15 protein-coding genes and 1 tRNA gene are annotated in these 17,814 nt (G+C 66.7%); 9 read left to right on the top strand and 7 right to left on the bottom strand.

Translation table 11 applies throughout. The features are described from left to right. Window positions 1-15: 15 nt before the first annotated feature. The 8 genes from hisB (at window position 16) to HNP98_RS19880 (ending at window position 6,717) form a co-directional block, all read left to right on the top strand. Complete coding sequence (gene hisB, locus HNP98_RS19915; protein WP_173811941.1) at window positions 16-1,122, top strand: bifunctional histidinol-phosphatase/imidazoleglycerol-phosphate dehydratase HisB; 1,107 nt, start codon at window positions 16-18, stop codon at window positions 1,120-1,122. A 76-nt stretch (window positions 1,123-1,198) separates the two neighbouring features. Next, a complete protein-coding gene (gene hisH / locus HNP98_RS19910; protein ID WP_173811940.1) occupies window positions 1,199-1,843 on the top strand; it encodes an imidazole glycerol phosphate synthase subunit HisH in 645 nt (214 codons plus the stop codon). Between the two features lie 98 nt (window positions 1,844-1,941). Beyond that, on the top strand, window positions 1,942-2,664 hold the full coding sequence (locus HNP98_RS19905; protein WP_173811939.1) for a 1-(5-phosphoribosyl)-5-[(5-phosphoribosylamino)methylideneamino]imidazole-4-carboxamide isomerase: 723 nt from the start codon (window positions 1,942-1,944) through the stop codon (window positions 2,662-2,664). A gap of 376 nt (window positions 2,665-3,040) precedes the next feature. Further along, window positions 3,041-3,772, top strand: a complete 732-nt coding sequence (locus HNP98_RS19900; protein WP_173811938.1) for an HAD family hydrolase — start codon at window positions 3,041-3,043, stop codon at window positions 3,770-3,772. Window positions 3,773-3,838: 66 nt separating this feature from the next. Beyond that, window positions 3,839-4,624, top strand: a complete 786-nt coding sequence (gene hisF, locus HNP98_RS19895; RefSeq protein WP_173811937.1) for an imidazole glycerol phosphate synthase subunit HisF — start codon at window positions 3,839-3,841, stop codon at window positions 4,622-4,624. Between the two features lie 131 nt (window positions 4,625-4,755). Then, window positions 4,756-5,430, top strand: coding sequence for a bifunctional phosphoribosyl-AMP cyclohydrolase/phosphoribosyl-ATP diphosphatase HisIE (gene hisIE / locus HNP98_RS19890; protein ID WP_173811936.1), 675 nt, complete (start codon window positions 4,756-4,758; stop codon window positions 5,428-5,430). A gap of 116 nt (window positions 5,431-5,546) precedes the next feature. Beyond that, window positions 5,547-6,353, top strand: a complete 807-nt coding sequence (locus tag HNP98_RS19885) for a HipA family kinase (RefSeq protein WP_246275244.1) — start codon at window positions 5,547-5,549, stop codon at window positions 6,351-6,353. Further along, window positions 6,328-6,717, top strand: coding sequence for a DUF3037 domain-containing protein (locus HNP98_RS19880; RefSeq protein WP_246275243.1), 390 nt, complete (start codon window positions 6,328-6,330; stop codon window positions 6,715-6,717). The genes HNP98_RS19885 and HNP98_RS19880 overlap by 26 nt, the downstream gene beginning before the upstream one ends. Before the next feature lie 79 nt (window positions 6,718-6,796). Here the strand turns inward: HNP98_RS19880 and HNP98_RS19875 are convergent, their stop codons facing one another. The 6 genes from HNP98_RS19875 to HNP98_RS21620 all read right to left on the bottom strand — a co-directional run bounded on the left by HNP98_RS19875 (window position 6,797) and on the right by HNP98_RS21620 (window position 16,091). After that, window positions 6,797-7,747, bottom strand: a complete 951-nt coding sequence (locus HNP98_RS19875) for a hypothetical protein (RefSeq protein WP_173811935.1) — start codon at window positions 7,745-7,747, stop codon at window positions 6,797-6,799. Between the two features lie 1,058 nt (window positions 7,748-8,805). Beyond that, the gene (locus tag HNP98_RS19870; RefSeq protein WP_173811934.1) at window positions 8,806-9,957 is read right to left on the bottom strand and encodes a tetratricopeptide repeat protein; all 1,152 of its coding nucleotides are present in this window, start codon (window positions 9,955-9,957) and stop codon (window positions 8,806-8,808) included. A gap of 220 nt (window positions 9,958-10,177) precedes the next feature. Continuing rightward, a complete protein-coding gene (gyrA, locus tag HNP98_RS19865) occupies window positions 10,178-12,736 on the bottom strand; it encodes a DNA gyrase subunit A (protein ID WP_173811933.1) in 2,559 nt (852 codons plus the stop codon). Between the two features lie 166 nt (window positions 12,737-12,902). Further along, on the bottom strand, window positions 12,903-13,178 hold the full coding sequence (locus HNP98_RS19860) for a hypothetical protein (RefSeq protein WP_173811932.1): 276 nt from the start codon (window positions 13,176-13,178) through the stop codon (window positions 12,903-12,905). A gap of 125 nt (window positions 13,179-13,303) precedes the next feature. Beyond that, a complete protein-coding gene (locus HNP98_RS19855; protein WP_173811931.1) occupies window positions 13,304-13,951 on the bottom strand; it encodes an HD domain-containing protein in 648 nt (215 codons plus the stop codon). Between the two features lie 226 nt (window positions 13,952-14,177). Continuing rightward, on the bottom strand, window positions 14,178-16,091 hold the full coding sequence (locus tag HNP98_RS21620) for a right-handed parallel beta-helix repeat-containing protein (RefSeq protein WP_217425847.1): 1,914 nt from the start codon (window positions 16,089-16,091) through the stop codon (window positions 14,178-14,180). A 594-nt stretch (window positions 16,092-16,685) separates the two neighbouring features. Here HNP98_RS21620 and HNP98_RS19845 point away from each other — a divergent pair. Then, a tRNA-Ala gene (locus tag HNP98_RS19845) sits at window positions 16,686-16,759 on the top strand. Window positions 16,760-17,066: 307 nt separating this feature from the next. Here HNP98_RS19845 and HNP98_RS19840 read toward each other — a convergent pair. Then, the gene (locus tag HNP98_RS19840; protein WP_173811930.1) at window positions 17,067-17,651 is read right to left on the bottom strand and encodes a BLUF domain-containing protein; all 585 of its coding nucleotides are present in this window, start codon (window positions 17,649-17,651) and stop codon (window positions 17,067-17,069) included. Window positions 17,652-17,814: the final 163 nt, after the last annotated feature.

Raw genomic sequence — 17,814 nt, 5'->3', positions numbered from 1 at the left:
TAAATAGTAATTGATTTGAAGAAGGCCCTGTTCATCGACCGCGACGGTACCATTTTGATTGAGCCGCAGCCCAGCCAGCAAATTGACGGCCTCACGCCCGACAAGTTCCAGTTTGTGCCCGGTGCCATCAGCGGCCTGGCGCGCATTGCCCGCGAGCTGCCCGGCTACGAGCTGGTGCTGGTGAGCAACCAGGACGGCCTGGGCACGGCCAGCTTCCCGGAGGACACGTTCTGGCCCGCGCACCAGCTGATGCTGGATATTCTGGCAGGGGAGGGGGTGCGCTTCGCCGCCGAGTACGTCGACCGCAGCTTCCCCGCCGACAACCTGCCCACCCGCAAGCCCGGCACCGGGATGCTGGGGCCCTACCTGGGCGCGGCCAGCGGCTACGACCTAGCGGGCTCGTTCGTCATCGGCGACCGCCGCACCGACGTGCAGCTGGCCCACAACCTGGGGGCCCGGGCCATCCTGGTGAACGCCGAGCCCGACGCGGAGGCCGCGCTGAGCACCACCGACTGGGACGAAATCTACCGCTTCCTGCGCTACCCGGCGCGGGTGGCCGTGGTGCAGCGCGACACCAACGAAACCCAGATCGAAATCCGTCTCAACCTCGACGGCACGGGCCAGACCGACATCCACACCGGGCTGGGCTTCTTCGACCACATGCTAGAACAATTGGGTAAACACAGCGGTTCGGATTTATCCATAAGGGTAAAAGGGGACTTGCACATTGACGAGCACCACACCGTGGAGGACACGGCCCTGGCGCTGGGCCAGGCCTTCGACCGGGCCCTGGGCGACAAGCGCGGGCTGGCCCGCTACGGCTTCTTGCTGCCCATGGACGAGGCCCTGGCCCAGGCGGCCATCGACTTCTCGGGCCGCCCGTGGCTGGTCTGGGATGCTGATTTTAAGCGCGAGAAAGTGGGTGATTTGCCCACCGAGCTGTTCTTTCACTTCTTCAAAAGCTTCACCGACGCCAGTCGGGCCACGCTCAACATTTCCTGCCAGGGCGACAACGAGCACCACAAGATCGAAGCCATCTTCAAGGCCGTGGCCAAGGCCATTAAAATGGCGGTGGCCCGCGACGCCAGCTCGGCCATCCCGAGCACGAAGGGCATTTTGTAGCATCAGACTTATTTATACACAAATGTGATACTGTTATTTGTGTATAAATAAGCCATGTTTTATTACGCATTTGTTTATGGTGGCAGTTGTGAATTACCAGGGCGGCAACGTCCAGTCCGTGTTGTTTGCCCTGGAGCGCCTGGGCGTGGAGGCGGTGCTGACCGATGATGCGCAGGTGCTGCGGGCGGCCGACAAGGTGTTGTTTCCCGGCGAAGGGGAGGCCTCGTCGGCCATGGCGGCGCTGCGCGCCGCCGGCCTGCACGAGGTGTTGCCTACGCTCACCCAGCCATTTCTGGGCATTTGCCTGGGCATGCAGCTGCTGGGCCGCCGCAGCGACGAGGGCCCAGCCGGCGGCACCGAGCTGCTGGGCATGCTGCCCTTCGAGGTGGTGCGCTTCACGCCGCCCGACGCGGCCCACAAGGTGCCCCACATGGGCTGGAACAACCTCCACGACCTGCAAGGGCCGTTGTTTGCGGGGCTGCCGGGGGCCCCGGTGGCAAATACCGGGGCCCCCGGCGCGGCCGACTACGTGTACTTCGTGCACAGCTACTACGCCCCGGTGGGCGACTACACCATTGCCCAGGCCAGCTACCCGGCGGGGGTGCCGTTCAGCGCCGGGGTGCGCCACCGCAATTTCTACGGGATGCAGTTCCACGTCGAGAAGAGCGGCCCCGTGGGCGAGCAGATCCTGCGCAATTTCCTCACCGGCGACTTATTATAAGCTGTTAGCCGAGAGCTGCTAGCTTAGCTTTAAACGGTCACTGCCGCCATCCACAAAAAAGCTAACAGCCAACAGCTGTCGGCCAATAGCCCAACAAAATGGACCTTATCCCCGCCATCGACCTGATCAACGGCGCGTGTGTGCGCCTGACGGGCGGCGATTTTGCCCGTCAGACCACGTATTCCGCCGACCCTTTGGCCCAGGCCCAGCACTTCGAGCAGCTGGGGGCCACCCGCCTGCACCTCGTGGACCTCGACGGGGCCCGGGCCCGGGAGCCGCGCCAGCTGGCCGTGCTCGAGCGCCTGGCCCGGCACACGGGCCTGCACATCGACTTCGGCGGCGGCATTCAAACCACGGCGGCGGCCGAGCAGGCCTTTGCGGCGGGCGCCGCCCAGCTCACGGCCGGCAGCATCGCCGCCCGCGACCCGGCCCTGGTGGGGGAGTGGCTGGCCCGGTTCGGGGCCGCGCGCATCATCATCGGGGCCGATTTCAAGGGCGACTACATCGCCGTGAGCGCCTGGACGGAACAGTCCACCCAAACGCTGCCCGCCTTCGTTGAGGCCTACCTGGCGGCCGGGGCCACCACCTTCATCTGCACCGACGTGAGCCGCGACGGCCAGCTTCAGGGCCCCGCCACGGCCACTTATGCGGCGCTGCGGCAGCAGTACCCCGCGGCGCAGCTCGTGGCCAGCGGCGGCGTCACGACCGTGGCCGACGTGGCCGCGCTGCGGGCGGTGGGCATGGCCGGGGCCATCGTCGGCAAGGCCCTGTACGAGGGCACGATTACGGAGGCGGAATTGCGGGGGGAGCTGGCGCGTTAGGGCAACAGGGCGATGGGATACGAATACTTACTCCAAATACCGGCCAGTCAACGGTTACTTGCCGGTGACAACGTATTGCGGCGCTTTGAAGTCCGCGTCCCGTTTGCGTTGAAAGTTGTTGAAAGACAGGCTGCCACTGGTAGTTACGCTTTCGGTAAGACCACAAGGGAGCAATGGGCAGAAGATTTCACAATCAGTGTCGATGAGCAAAAGTGTTACGTGGTTTTTCACGTTGCTTCTTCTCACCAACCCATCGTTCTGAACATTTTAATGAGTTGCTTGCTGGAAGCAGGCATAACCGGGACGTTCGATGAGCTTTAATTTCTCCCACGCCTCCGCTGCCATGCTGCCCCCGATGCCCCAATCGTCTCCGCTCATGTCCATAACCACCGTGTTGTTCGACCTGGACGACACGCTGTTTGACCACATCGGCACGGCCCGGGCGGCGCTGGCTGCCACGGCCGCCACCGACCCCCGGTTGCGGGCGGCCGACCCGGAGGCCCTGTACCAGCACTACTGCGAGTTGCTGGAAGAAATCCATACGCAGCTGCTGGCCGGGCGCTACACCTACGAGGAGGCGCGCCAGCTCCGGTTCGAGCGCCTGCTGGGCCCCTACGGGGTGGGGGCGGCCGAGGTGCCGGCCATCGCGCAGGCCCACTACGGGCGCTACCAGCAGCTGCGCCGGCCGCTGCCCGGGGCCCGCGCCCTGCTCGAAGCCCTGAAGCCGCACTACCGCATTGGGGTTGTGACTAACAACCGCACGGTGGAACAAGTGGATAAACTGCGCCATTTGGGCCTGGAACCCTTCGTCGATGTCCTGATTACTTCCGAAGACGTGGGCGTGCCCAAACCCGACCCGCGCATTTTTCAGGCGGCCCTGGCGCGGTTGGGTGCCCGGCCGGCGGAAGCGGTGCTGGTGGGCGACAACTGGACGGCCGACGCGGTGGGGGCTCTGGGGGCGGGCATCCGGCCCGTGTGGCTCAACCGCACCGGGGCCCCCCGGCCGCTGGCGCACGTCCAGGAACTGGCCGGCCTGGCGCCGCTGCCGGCCGTTTGGCAAACCATTACCGGCCGGGCCTACGCCGGGGCGGGGGCCCCGGTGGGGTAGTTTTCGCGGCTTTTTTGTTGTTGTCTCTTTTGCTTTCGTTCACGCTGCTTTAATTCTTGCTGCCCGATGCTCACCAAACGCCTCATTGCCTGCCTCGACGTGCAGAACGGCCGCACCGTCAAGGGCACGAACTTCGTGAACCTGCGCGACGCCGGCGACCCCGTGGCCCTGGCTGCCCGCTACGCCCAGGAAGGCATCGACGAGCTGGTGCTGCTTGATATTACGGCCACCGTGGAAAAGCGCCGCACCCTGATCGAGTTAGTGCGCAACGTGGCCCGCGAGGTCAACATTCCCTTCACCGTGGGCGGGGGCATCGGGGCGGTGGCCGACGTGGAGGCCCTGCTGCTGAGCGGGGCCGACAAGGTGAGCCTCAATTCCTCGGTATTGCGCGAGCCGGGGCTGATCGACGCGCTGGCCCGGCGCTTCGGCAGCCAGTGCATCGTGGTGGCCGTGGACGCCCGCCAGACCAACGCCGCCGCCACCGGCCCCGCCGACGAGGCCTGGGAGGTGTACACCCACGGCGGCCGCCAGCCCGCCGGGCGCGAGGCCGTGGCCTGGTGCCGCGAGGCCGCCGAGCGCGGTGCCGGCGAGCTGCTGCTCACCTCCATGAGCCACGACGGCACCCGCGACGGCTACGCCCTGGGCCTGACGCGGGCCGTGGCGGCGGCCGTGGGCGTGCCGGTGGTGGCCTCGGGCGGGGCCGGGGCGGCCCCGCACTTCCGCGACGTGCTGGCCCTCGGCGGGGCCGATGCGGCCCTGGCGGCCAGCGTGTTCCACTTCGGCGACTTGTCGGTGGCCCGCCTTAAAACCTACCTGTTGGGCGAAGGCGTGGCCATGCGCCCGGTCGGGTAGGGGCCCGGCCGCCGGGGTCTTGGCGGCCCAAGTGGCGCCGCGGGGCGACCTTTGCTGCTCTCAGGTGCCTTGGCGGCCCGCGCTCTGCGGCGCGACCCGTCTGCACCGTTCTTATGATTACCGTTTGTACCATGGCCACTGGCTTAGCCTCCGATACCCTTGTCCCGCTCGATGCGCTGCGTTTCGACTCCGCCACCGGTTTGGCCCCGGCCGTGGTGCAGGACGCCGACACCGGCCAGGTGCTCATGCTGGGCTACGTGAACGCCGCGGCCTGGGACCAAACCCGGCGCGAGCAGCGCGTCACGTTCTTCTCCCGCTCCAAAAACCGCCTGTGGACCAAGGGCGAAAGCAGCGGCAACTTCCTGGAAGTCGTGAGCCTGCACATCGACTGCGACGCCGACACCGTGCTGGTGCGCGCCCGGCCGCAGGGCCCTACCTGCCACCGGGGCTTCACCAGCTGCTTCGAGCAGCCGGGCCTGGAGGCCGTGGCCCCGGCCGCTCCCGTGGGTTTGCTGGCCGGCTTGGAGCGCCTGATCGTGGACCGCCGCACCAACCCCGCGGCTGCGCCTGGCTCGTACACCGTGTCGCTGTTCGACAAGGGCCTGCCCAAAATTGCTCAGAAAGTAGGGGAGGAGGCCGTCGAAACCGTCATCGACGCGGTGGCTGGCCACCGCGAAACCCTGCCCGGTGAGGTGGCCGATTTGCTTTTTCACCTGCTGGTGTTGCTGGCGGCCACCGGCGTGCCGCTGGCCGAAGTGCTGGCCACGCTGCACGCCCGCCAGGGCGCGCCCCGCCGCGGGGCGTAAGACCGACCCCGCGGGGGCCCCGTGCGGGACCCGCCATCCGCCACCAGCAGCTTTTAGTGGGCCCGCTGCGCCGTGGGCGGCCTACCTTTCCCATCGTTCCCTAATTCTCCCCGCTTTTGCCGCCCGCCGTTTCTATTTCGCCGCTCCGCACTGTGGCCGTGACGCGTTATGTGACGCCCTTGCGCGAAGGGGGCTCGTTGCCGGCCCTGGTGGAGGCCGACGACGGGTTCCTGTACGTGCTCAAGTTCCGCGGCGCGGGGCAAGGGGTGAAGGCCCTTATCGCCGAACTCATCGTCGGGGAGCTGGCCCGGGCGCTGGGCCTGCGGGTGCCCGAGCTGGTGCTGGCCGGGCTGGACGCGGCCTTCGGGCGCAGCGAGGCCGACGAGGAAATCCAGGACCTGCTGCGCGCCAGCACCGGCCAGAACCTGGCGCTGCACTACCTGTCCGGGGCCCACACGTTCGACCCGCTGGGCCGCGCCGTGCCCCCGGCCCTGGCCTCGCTCGTGGTGTGGCTCGACGCGCTGACGCTGAACGTGGACCGCACCGCCCGCAACACCAACCTGCTCGTGTGGCACCACGAGCTGTGGCTCATCGACCACGGCGCGGCCCTGTACGTGCACCACGCCGGCCCCGATTGGGGCCGGGCCAGCGGCGTGCGGCCCTTCCCCCAAATCAAGGACCACGTGCTGCTGCCCCAAGCCGCTGAGCTGGTGGCGGCCGATGCCCTGGGCCGGGCGTGCCTGACGCCGGCGGTGCTGCGGGCCGTGGTGGCCCTGGTGCCCGATGGCTGGGTGGGGGAGGCCTTCCCCGGGGCCGCGCCGGCCGCGGTGCGGGGCGCTTACGTCGGGTTCCTGGAAACCCGGCTGGCCGCCTCCGCGGCGTTCGTTCACGAAGCCAATGCCGCCCGCGATGGACTTGTTTGAGTACGCCGTGGTGCGCGTGGTGCCGCGGGTCGAACGCGAGGAGTTCGTGAACGCCGGCGTAATCGTGTACTGCCCCCAGCAGCAATTTCTGCGCGCGCGCCTGGAGCTGCCCGCCGCGAAGCTGCGGGTGCTGGCAGGCCCTGGCCTCGACGCGGCGGACCTGGCCGCCCGGTTGGCCGCTTTCGAGCGCATCTGCCGGGGCCGGCCCGACGGCGGGCCCATCGGGCAGCTGCCGCTGGCCAGCCGGTTCCGTTGGCTCACGGCCACGCGCAGCACCGTGGTTCAAACGTCGGCCGTGCACCCCGGCCTGTGCCGCGACGCCGCCGAAACGCTGGACCAGTTGTTTGCCCAACTGGTACAATGAGCCCGTGTTCAACTCAGCAGCTTAATTAGTGCGGAGCATTGTGTTTAACATAACTTAAAAATAAGCCGGTGGGCGCGCTTTACGTCCGCAGCTGCCGCCGGATTTTTTCCAGCAAGCCTTGCACCAACAACAAGTCGTCCTCGTCGCTGATGACCAGTTGGGTATCCAGGCCGGGCCCGCTCAGGTGCACGGCAAATTGCGTTGGGGGGGCCGTGGGCTGGACGGCCGGGGAGGGGGCAGGCAGGTCCCTGCCGGGGCTGCTGCTGGCCACCGGTTGGCTTGGCGTGGGCCGTCTGGCGGGTTGTGGCGCCACCGGAGCGGCTGAAGCGGCTTCCGTGGTCCTTCGTTCGTCTCCGTTACTCCTTAGGCCAAAGAGCGAAGCCACGGCGTCGTCGTCCACGACTTTGGGGGCCGTGGCTTGGGGGCGGGGTGCCGGAGTTGGCCGCTCGGGCATTGGGGGCACCACTGCCGGTGCGGCTGTTTCGGGGGCACGGAATGAGTTTACCGTCGGGGGGGGCGATGCCAGTTCGCGGCGCGGGGCGGTTTGGGCCGCGTGCTGGTCTATGTCGGCCACGGTGTTGTGCTCGTCTAGGAGGCCCACGGCGCGGGCCCCTTCGGCAAAAGCTTTGGCCACCGCCGCCGCGTTGATTTCTTCCACGTCGAATTCGCGGATGAGCATCACGTCCAGCATTTGCACGGGCAATTCGCGCTGGCGGAACTTGCGGCACAGCTGCGTAAAAAGCGGTGGCGTAAGAAAGGCCTCCCGATGGAAAAGCATTTCCTCCTGCTTGTCGTAAGCGTGCTTGATGCGGCGAAACAGCGTGGTGGTGCTCAGCAGCTCCCGTTTGCTGGTCAGCAGTCCAAACTTCACCGCCGAGCCCACAATGGCCTTGAACGAGCCGCTCACCTTGCGGTCGAGCTTGCGGGCGCAAGTTTCCAGGGCGCACTTGCCGCCGGTATCATCCACTACTTCGGCCACTTCCCATGCGCTGGCATAGGTGGTACGGGGGTAGTCTATAAGTTTGGGCATGGTACAAAGAGGCGCAATGGTGGCAGGCACATAACGTAGGAAGAAAAAAAAAGTTAGTATAAATTTATTAAAAGTATTAAAAAGTATAAATTTGCATTATATTTTATACTTTTTAATACTTTAAACGAATATAAGTACATAACTTGCGGAATAATACATTTTACCTTTGCATCACCTTGTACTCTATAATTTTATACTTTTTTTTCTTTTACCAACATTTCCCGCGCAGGGACACCTTGCAAGCAATAATTTTATACCAGGGTGCCCCGAGTCGCGGCGACTGCTGACGCCCCGGCAGTCAAAAACCAGCGTAGCAGGGGAGTGTGCTGCCCTAAGCCTCGACGTCAGTAGCGCAATCCTTTTACAGCGGTAATAATACAGCAGGTTTTAAGTTAGTGGTTAGTGTACGGGCGGCAACGAAGTACCACGCCGTCCTCCGTTTGGGGTACCCCAAACGGTACCCCAAACCAAACTAATCGAAGCAACTTAGCCTCTGGTGTTACGGGGTGCCAGGCAGCCATTGCCGCAGGCCCTAACGGAATACCGGGACAACGCAGCCTACGGCAAGTAATCGCAGCCAAGCTAGCCTGCACTGTGCAGGGCATGCAAACGGTACTGCGGCCACGCGTAAACGATCAACGCAGTGAATTTTGTTACGCACCTGGGACCATACGCATGCAAACCTAAGCGGGCACCCACCACAACGGGTGCCCCAACGGGCCTTCGCGCACGCTGCTGGGGCACCCGACGGTTCATCCACGGGTCAACCGCAAAGCATTCGCTTCTTCGACGCAATTCACGCTGCCGGTTACCGGCGTGCGCCCGAAGCCGAAACAGTACCTACTTGTCTTATAATTTATATTATGTTAAATAGTTAAATAGTAGTTGGGTATTAGGACCTTGGCTACCGAACTAGGTCTTCTCCCCTAATGCCTCTGACCGAAGCAGCTAAACAGCTAAGCGATGGGCCCAACGAAGGAAGCCGGTGCCAGAGGACGGGGCATAAAAAAGCAAGCCCGGCCGTCAGGGCGGGCTTGCTTTTTTTGCTTTTCCAAAAACTACTTTTTTAACTTGGCCGCCAGGCGCTCCGAATCGGCGGTGCGGCCCAAACGGAAATACACTTTCTGCAAGGTTTGCATCGTGGCCGTGTCGTCGGGCTTGATTTGCAGGGATTTTTCGAAATACGGCACGCTGTCCTCGAAGTACTTCTTGCCCTGAACTTCGTACTTTTTGCCCGACACCTGGTAGGTCTTCAGGTCCATTTTGCTGGCTTTGGTGTAGGCTTCGGCGGCTTTGTTGTAGTTGTACACGCCCAGGTTGTACTGCGCGTCGAAGTTGTTGGGGTCGGCGGCCACGGCCTTCTGGTAGGCGGCCAGCGCCTCGGCGGGTTGCTTGTTCTGGTCGTACACCGAGCCCAGCACGGCGTACAGGTTCGAGGCGTTGGCCGGGTCGGCGGCGATGGCCTTGTTGATTTTGTCAATCGCCTCCTTGCCGCGGCCCGAGCTCAGGTACACGTTCAACTCTTCGAGCATGAAGTTCTTGTTGTTGGGGTACGCGGCCAGCGCCTGCTGCAACACCTTGTTGGCATCGGCGTCGTTCTTTTCCTGCTTGGCCAGCTGAAGCAGGCGCGTGTACACCTGCACCGACTTGTAGCCCGTGCCCAGCAGCTGGTTGTAGCTGGCCTTGGCGCCGGGGTAGTCCTGCTTGGCCTCCTGGGCGTAGGCCGTGTAGAGCACGGCCGTGGTATCGGTCGGGTTCAACTGCCCGGCCAGCTTGTAGTTGGCGATGGCCTTGTCGTAGTCCTTGGCGTTGTAGGCTTCCACCCCGGCGTTGAAGGCCAGCCCGTACAGGCCCTGGAGCTGGGGCACGGCCAGCTTGCCGTACTCGCCGGTTTTGGTGTCGAGCTCGATGGTTTTGTTGAACGACTCGGACGCCTTTTGCAGGCCCTCGCCCGGCTGCAGCTGCTTGCCGTAGATGGGGCTGGCCAGCATCTGGGCGTACACGTCGCCGCGGGTGTACCAGGTCTTGGCCTTGCCGCTGGTCTTGGGGTCGAGCACGGCCTTGTCGATGTCGGCGCGGGCCTTGTCGAGCAGCCCCGACTTCTGGTTGAGCAGCGCGTTGGTCACGGCCGAGTTCTGGGCCCGGGCGGCCGGCACGGCCGCGGCGGCCAGCGCGGCGGCCACGGCCAGGGTCGAAAGAATTTTCTTCATGGAAAAAAAGTAACGCGCCGGAGCGCGGGTAACTCCGGGCGCGGCGCGCCCGGCGGGGTGAAAGAAAGGGAAAGACGGCCCCGCAACGGCCCCGGCCAACCGGCCAGAACGGCCGGAAACGCCATAACCGGGCCCGCGGGTGCCCAAAAATAAAGGGAGCGGAGCAAACGCCCCGCTCCCCTCCTATTGCAACGCGGCAAAATGCCGCCCGCCGGCCGGTTTATTCCGCGTCGCCGCCCAGCGCGTCCACCGTCGCGTCGGGGGCCAACGGCGCGGCCGGCTCCAGGCCGTCAGGGCCGGCCACGGGCGCGCCGTCCTCGGCCTCCAACGTTTCGGCGTCGTCGGCCGTCACCTTGGCCACGGACGAGATTTCGTCGTTGCCGCCGATTTTCAGCAGGCGCACGCCCTGGGTGGCGCGGCCGATGGTGCGCAGCTCGCTCATGCGCAAGCGGATGGTGATGCCCGACTTGTTGATGATCATCAAATCGTCGCCGTCGTTCACGTCCTTGATGGCCACCAGGGCCCCGGTCTTGTCGGTCACGTTCATGGCCCGCACGCCCTTGCCGCCGCGGTTGGTGATGCGGTACTCGTCGAGGGCGCTGCGCTTGCCGTAGCCGTGCTCGCTCACCACCAGCAGCTCCTGGGTGGGGTCGGCGATGCACACCATGCCCACCACCCGGTCGTCGGCGTCGGCCAGGGTGATGCCGCGCACGCCGGCCGCCGCCCGGCCCATGGCCCGCACCTTGCCTTCGTTGAAGCGCACGGCCCGGCCCGAGCGCAGGGCCAGCACCACTTCGGCGTTGGGGGCCAGCAGCTGCACGTCCAGAATCCGGTCGCCTTCGTTGATGGTGATGGCGTTGATGCCCGCCGTGCGGGGCCGCGAGTAGGCCTCCAACGGGGTTTTCTTCACCGTGCCCTGCTCGGTGCAGAACATGAGGAAGGTGTTCTCCAGGTAGTCGGGGTCCTTCAGGCCGCGCACGTTGAGCACGGAGCGGATTTTATCCTCGCGCGGAATCTCAATCAGGTTCTGGATGGGCAGGCCCTTGGTGGCCTTCCCCCCTTCCGGCACCTCGTACACCTTCAGCCAGAACACGCGGCCCAGCTCGGTGAAGAAGAGCAGGTACTCGTGGGTGGTGGCCACGAACAGGTGCTCCGTGAAGTCGTCCTTCTTGCTCGTCGCGCCCCGGGCCCCCAGCCCGCCCCGGCCCTGGGCCCGGTACTCGTCCAGGTGGGTGCGCTTGATGTAGCCCGCGCGGCTCACGGTGATGACCATCGCCTCGTCGGCAATCATGTCCTCGGTCGAAAAGTCGCCGCCGGCGTAGTTGATGTCGGTGCGGCGGGCGTCGCCGTAGCGGTCGCGCAGCTCCAGCAGCTCGGTTTTGATGATGCCGCGCTGCAGCTCCTCCGAGGCCAGCACGGCCTGGTAGTGGTCAATCTCGCGCATCAGCCCCTCGAACTCGGCCACGATTTTGTCGCGCTCCAGGCCGGTGAGGCGCTGCAGGCGCAAATCGAGGATGGCGCGGGCCTGCACCTCGCTCAGGGCGAAGCGCTCGATGAGCTGGGCGCGGGCCAAGTCGCCGTCGCGCGAGCCGCGGATGAGGGCAATCACCTCGTCGAGGTGGTCGAGGGCGATGAGCAGGCCCTCGAGGATGTGGGCCCGCTTCTGGGCCTCGGCCAGCTCGTAGCGGGTGCGGCGCACCACCACCTCGCCGCGGTGCTCGACGAAGTACTGAATCAGCTCGCGCAGGTTCAGCGTCATCGGGCGCCCCTTTACCAGGCACACGTTGTTGACGCCGAACGAGCTTTGCAGCTGGGTGTATTTGTACAGGTTGTTGAGCACCACGCCGGGCACGGCGTCGCGCTTGAGGTCGTACACGATGCGCATGCCGTCGCGGTCGCTCTCGTCGCGCAAATCGGCGATGCCCTCGATTTTTTTCTCGTTGATGAGCGCGGCCGTCTTCTCGATCATCGAGGCCTTGTTCACCATGTAGGGAATCTCGGTGACGACAATTTGCTCCTTGCCGGTTTTACTGGTTTCGAACGTGGCCTTGGCCCGCATCACCACCCGCCCGCGGCCGGTTTCGAAGGCCTGGCGCACGCCCTCGTAGCCGTAAATGGTGCCGCCGGTGGGAAAGTCGGGGGCCGTGACGTGGGCCATGAGCCCGGCCACGGTAATCTGGGGGTCGTCGAGGAAGGCCACGACGCCGTCGACGACCTCCGTGAGGTTGTGGGGGGCCATGTTGGTGGCCATGCCCACGGCGATGCCGGTGGTGCCGTTCACGAGCAGGTTGGGCAGCTTGGCCGGCAGCACGCTGGGCTCCTCGAGCGAGTCGTCGAAGTTGGGCTGGAAATCCACCGTGTCCTTGTCCAGGTCGCCGAGCAGCTCGTCGGCCAGGCGCTTGAGGCGGGCCTCGGTGTAGCGCATGGCGGCCGGCGAGTCGCCGTCGATGGAGCCGAAGTTGCCCTGCCCGTCCACGAGCGGGTAGCGCAAGCTCCAGTCCTGGGCCATGCGCACCATCGTGTCGTACACGCTGCTGTCGCCGTGGGGGTGGTACTTGCCCAGCACTTCGCCCACGATGCGGGCCGATTTCTTGTGGGACTTGGTGTAGGACACGCCCAGCTCGCTCATGCCGTAGAGCACGCGCCGGTGCACGGGCTTGAGGCCGTCGCGCACGTCGGGCAGGGCCCGGGAGATGATGACCGACATCGAGTAGTCGATGTAAGCCCCGCGCATCTCGTCTTCGATGTTGATCGGAATGATTTTTTCGCCGTCTGCCATACCAGGTAGAAAAGCGGCCCGCCGGACCCGCCAAGGGCCCGCGCCAGCCGCGGAATGAAGAGTGTTGTAAGACGCGCGAAGGTACGCAAAAAAGCCCGTTCTGGCAAGCCAGACGGGCCTTTTCACCGGGCCGGGCGGGGCCCCAGCGGAGCGCTTACGGCCGCGCTTATTTCAGCGGCTTGGCGTGGTTGTTCAGGGGCTTGGCCCCCGAGGGGCCCGCCACCTTGATCTGTTGGCCCACCTCTGGGTTTTTCTTTTTCCACACCATCCAGGCCGGCACGCCCCGGTAGCTGACGCCGTTGTGCAGGTGCACCTTGCGCACGCGGCACGACTCGACGGGGCAGGTGCGGCAACCGGCGGCGGCCAGCGCCAGCAGCCCGCCCAGGGCCAGCACGCGCAGCCGCGGCCGGCGGGTAACGGGACGGGGGGTAGAGAAGCTCATAGCACAGGGGAATAAAGGGATAAAGGAAACCAAGGGATAACGGCTTGCCGCCCAAAGGTAACCGGGCAAGCGCTTCATCGCCGGGGCCCGCCCCCGCTCAACCCCAGGCCCCCCGCTTGCGCCCCTCACGCCTCCCCTGCCCACTCGGCCAGGAACTGCGCCACGAAGGCTTCGAGGTAGGCCTGGCGGCCGGCGGCGAGGCGGCGGGCAGCGGGCGTGTGCAGGCGCTCGTGCAGGTGCAGGAGCTTTTCGTAGAAATGGTTGAGCGTGGGCCCCGAGCTGCCCTGGTAGGCGGCGAACGAGGCGTGGGCCACCGGTGGCACGGCCGGGTCGTGCAGCGGGCGGCCCCGGTGGCCCCCGTAGGCAAAGGCCCGGGCGATGCCGATGGCCCCGATGGCGTCGAGCCGGTCGGCGTCCTGCACCAGCGCCGCCTCGGGCGACGACACCGGCGTGGGCACGCCCAGCCCCTTGAAGGACACCTCGCGGATGAGGGTTTCGACGCGCCCGATGAGCGCCGCCGGGGCCCCCAGGCCGGCCAGCCAGGCGCGGGCAGCGCGCGGGCCGGCTTCGTAATCGCCGCCGTGGGCCTTCCAGTCGGCCACGTCGTGCAGCAGGGCCCCCAGGGCGGTCAGCTCGGGGTCGGCCCCGGGCGTGTCGGCGGCCAGGCGCTCGGCCAGCCGCCACACCCGGCGGATGTGTTCCCAGTCGTGGCCGCTGCCCTCGCCCCGAAATTTTTCCTCGATAAAAACAGCAGTGGGTTCGATGAAGTCCAAATGAATAATACAAATGAGTAATGAAAGAACCGCTGGCCGCGAAGCGCGCGCTGGGCCGGCGCTGTTAACGCAGCGGCTTCGCTACGCCGGGCACCGAATCAAGAAACGCGCGCTCCGAACCAGTTAGCCAAGCATTTGCGAGGCGGGGCAACGGAAACAGCCACCGAACCAACTATTGCCCAAATGGATAATAAGTTATTTTGTTCATTTGGGCAATAAACAGACACTAGTCGTCGCCGGGCGACAAGGTGGGGTGCCGGGCAGCAACAGCCCCCGGGGCCACCCGCAGCGTACCCGCGCCCACGGTGCGCACGCGGGCCAACGGGTCGCGAAAGAAATACGCGCCGGGCTCGACCACTACCGCGCCGGCAACGACCAGCCGCGCGTAGCGGCGCAGCTCCAGCGCCCCGCCTTTTTGGACCAGCAGCCGCGCCGTGGGCCCCACGTAAAGCGCGGCGGTGTCGGCGGGCGCGGCGGCGGCCAGCACCAGGGCATTGCCCTCCCCCACCACCACGCGGGCCGAGTCGCGCAAACTAGCCGGGCCCCGGCCCACGTCGAAGCCCCCGCGCACCAGCCAGGCCGCCGTACGGGCCCGCAGCTCGAGGCGGCCGGGGGCCCGCACCGTGGTCAGGCCGCTCAGCTCGGCCGGGGCCCCCGCCGCTTCCGCTTGGTTGTGCGGTGGCAAAAGACCGGGGGCGTCGCGCAGCACGGCGCGGCCGCCAAACACCGCCCCAGTCCAAACGGGGCCAGCCCCGGGCCCCGCCGGGGCCGGGCCGGCCTCAAACGTGCAGCCCAGAAAATGGGGCCCGGCCGCCGTATCGGCCGGGTCCGGGGCCACCAGGTGCAGCCAGGGGCCGCCGCGGCGCACGAAGCGGCACGCCGTGAAGCGGAGGCGGCGGGCGCGGCGGTCGGAGAAAAACAGGTACGGGCCCAGGGCGGGCCGCCCGGCGTAGGGCCGGTCTTCAAACGTGCAGCCGTCGAAGGCGGTGGCCTCGGCGGCGGTGGCCGCGTCGCAGCCGTGCACGAAGGCCCCGTAGAAGCGGCAGCCCTGGAATTGGAACCCGGGCTGCGTCACCCACGCCGACCAGTTGGTGGTGCCCCAGAGGGTGCAGTCGGTCAAGCGGACGTCGGCCGTGGCGGGCGGGTGCGGGCCCCCGGGCCGGTCGGCCACCAGGCCCTGGCCGCCGTTGTCCACGAAGCGGCAGCGCGCGAAGGCCACGTGGGCCACGTAGCCGCCCTCGGGCTCCAAATCGACGCCGGCGGCGGGGTTGGAGAACAGGGCGTGGCCCGCGCCGAGCGCGGCGGTAGGGTTTTGCACCCGGGCCGTGTGGCTGAAGCTGCAGCGCACGGCCCGCAAGCCGCTGGCGCCGGTGACGGACAGGCCCTGGCGGCCGTTGTAGTCGAAGGTGGAGTTTTCGAGCACGATGTTGTCGCGGGCGGGGTCGTCGAGGCCCCGGGCCAAGCGGTTGAGCACCTGGATGCCGTCGCGCCCGAAGTGGTGCACCGCCACGTTGCGCAGCGTCACGTCGCGGGAGTTGTCCACGAACACCCCGTCGCAGGCCAGCTGGATGCCCGTGTCGCCCCAGAAGCCGCCGAGTTCCAGGTGCGCACTGTTGCCGTTGAGGGCCAGGTTGGCCACTACCACGTTTGCGCACTCCTTCAGGCCGAGGCAGACGCCCCCGGTCGCCGCGTAGGCAATGTTGGTGAACACGGCCGCGGGCGAGCGGTAGGCGCGGCCGGTGGCGGGGTCGAACGCGCCGTAGCGCCGGCCGTCGGCGTAGCGGATTTCGGTGCGGGCACTGTCCTGGCCGGTGACGGTGAGGTTGCGGCAGCCCACCAGCGCCAGCACGGGGGCCCCGGTGCGGTACGCCTCGCCCCCGCCCAGCTGCTGGCCCACCCGGTACACGCCCCGCGGAATGAAAAGCACGGCCGGCCCGGCCCCGGCCGGCGTGCGCGCCCGGGCGTTGAAGAACGCCGCCGCCCGCCCGAACGCCGCCTGGTCGTCGGCGAGGCCGTCGCCCACGGCCCCGAAATCTTTTTTTAGGTCTTTGCGCAGCACCGCCGGGGCGGGCACCCCGGGGGCCGCGCCCCGCAGGGCGCCCGCCAGCGCCAAAAACAAGACGGGTTGCCAAGAGTGCACGGAGGCGGAGGGGGAAAGGGCGACCCGGCACGCGGGCGCTGCCCGCAAAGCTAGGGCTTCCGCGGCGCAAGCCCCTACCCTGCCCACCGTGGGCCCAAACCGTCCAACGCACCCGCACGGGTTATCATTCTTTACGCCACATTCTTTACGCCACGCCCGGACGAGCCCCGTCGGCAGGCCCCGCGTAAACTCGGTTCACTCGCCCTTCCGGCTGTCCACGGCCAGCGAGCCGCCGGGCCCTTTGGCCACGATGTTGCAGCTCCTCGACAGGCCAAGGCCGGCGCCTTCGCCGGGGGCTTACGGGTGAAAAAGAACAAGGAAGGGAGGTAGAACAAGGAAGGGGAATTACCGCCCCCGCCCCCACGCCGGGGCCGTTACCGGGCACGCGCAGGAAAACTGCGCCCCCCCCCCCGCGGCACGTGGCCCGCGCACATCGGGGCGGCCAACTCACCGCGACGACCCGGTAGGCGAGCGGCGAGCGGTGGGGGCGACAGCCGGCCCCCGCCGCGGGCTTCCGGGCGGGGGCCGGCTGGAAACCCGCGGCGGGGCCAACGGGGCCACCAAATCCTTCCCGGGCCGTATGTTTGTCCCTGCGGGGGATTAGCTCAGTTGGCTAGAGCGCCTGCTCCGCAAGCAGGAAGTCATCGGTTCGAATCCGATATTCTCCACCCCAAAGCCCCGGCCGTCACGCCGGGGCTTTTTTTGCCAACTGCGGCGCGGGCCCCGGTGCCGTTCCAGCGGCCCTCGAAGGTGGAAAAGCCGTCCGACACGGGCCATTGTCCGCAACGAGTGCCCCACCACGGCTGCCGGCCTCGGCCCCGCAGCGGCGTGAGCCTTGGCGCAAGACAGGCGATGTAGCAATCGCTCTGACAGCTACTTATCGCTGCGGCATGCATTCTGGCACGGCAACCTAATCAGCGAAAAAGCCTGCGCACCGCAGGCTTTTGGTTTATCGAACCCCGCCGCCCGCGTCATTCACGACAAGTCGGGTTCGGGCAAGCCAAATATTTCCAGCAGAATTTGCAAGCGCGGGTCGGCCAGCACCAGGGGCCCCCGGGCCGCCACGGCGTCGAGGGCTTCGTCGAGGGCCGCCGGCCCGACGTGCCCGAAGGCCATGGAAAACTCGGCGAAGCGCCGCCGGGGGCCAGGCCCGTGGCCCAGGGTGAGCACCTGCGCGTGGCGCGGGTCGAGTTGAATGCGGGCGTACAGGGCCCGCAGTTGGGCCTCGGGGCCCTCCAGCACCTGCACGAACCGGCCGTCGCTGTACAGCAGCAAACCGGTAATCTGGTGGCGGGCGTTGTAGTCGCGCGCGCGGTGCAGCAGCTCCTGGAGCTGCGTTTCGGTGGGGGGCGGCGTGGCCTGGCTGCTGTACAGGAGCTGGTAAGTGCTCGCGTCGAGCAGGTCGCTCATCTCGTTGATGGTGATGCCGCCGTGCCGGTAGCTGCGCAACAGCTCGCGCTCGTAGTGGCGGGGGGCCAGCACCGTGCCCGCCGTCAGGGCCACGACCCAGGCCACGGCCCGACGGCGCGTGGCTTCGTCTTGGTGGGGGTCGGCCGTCATCGGGCAATGTACGCAGCCGTCTCGAACGAAGATTCCGCGATAAATACGTAATTACGCCGACAAGCTTAAGAGGGTATAGGGTAAAAACATAGAGATTTACCTTTGCCGGATGAATCGCCGTGCTTATTCAACCGATTTGACTGCTGAACAATGGCTTCTGGTG

The organism is Hymenobacter caeli, assembly GCF_013294115.1.
Lineage (GTDB): Bacteria > Bacteroidota > Bacteroidia > Cytophagales > Hymenobacteraceae > Hymenobacter > Hymenobacter caeli.
This window is presented reverse-complemented; position numbering and strand designations above follow the sequence as displayed.

What these genes read in the sequence shown, in the direction of transcription:
- gyrA (WP_173811933.1), bottom strand. Translation starts at nt 12,736, where the DNA reads ATGGCAGACGGCGAAAAAATCATTCCGATCAACATCGAAGACGAGATG.
- HNP98_RS19880 (WP_246275243.1), top strand. Translation starts at nt 6,328, where the DNA reads ATGCCGCCCGCGATGGACTTGTTTGAGTACGCCGTGGTGCGCGTGGTG.
- HNP98_RS19870 (WP_173811934.1), bottom strand. Translation starts at nt 9,957, where the DNA reads ATGAAGAAAATTCTTTCGACCCTGGCCGTGGCCGCCGCGCTGGCCGCC.
- HNP98_RS19905 (WP_173811939.1), top strand. Translation starts at nt 1,942, where the DNA reads ATGGACCTTATCCCCGCCATCGACCTGATCAACGGCGCGTGTGTGCGC.
- HNP98_RS19875 (WP_173811935.1), bottom strand. Translation starts at nt 7,747, where the DNA reads ATGCCCAAACTTATAGACTACCCCCGTACCACCTATGCCAGCGCATGG.
- HNP98_RS19900 (WP_173811938.1), top strand. Translation starts at nt 3,041, where the DNA reads ATGTCCATAACCACCGTGTTGTTCGACCTGGACGACACGCTGTTTGAC.
- HNP98_RS19840 (WP_173811930.1), bottom strand. Translation starts at nt 17,651, where the DNA reads ATGACGGCCGACCCCCACCAAGACGAAGCCACGCGCCGTCGGGCCGTG.
- hisIE (WP_173811936.1), top strand. Translation starts at nt 4,756, where the DNA reads ATGGCCACTGGCTTAGCCTCCGATACCCTTGTCCCGCTCGATGCGCTG.
- HNP98_RS19860 (WP_173811932.1), bottom strand. Translation starts at nt 13,178, where the DNA reads ATGAGCTTCTCTACCCCCCGTCCCGTTACCCGCCGGCCGCGGCTGCGC.
- hisH (WP_173811940.1), top strand. Translation starts at nt 1,199, where the DNA reads ATGGTGGCAGTTGTGAATTACCAGGGCGGCAACGTCCAGTCCGTGTTG.
- hisF (WP_173811937.1), top strand. Translation starts at nt 3,839, where the DNA reads ATGCTCACCAAACGCCTCATTGCCTGCCTCGACGTGCAGAACGGCCGC.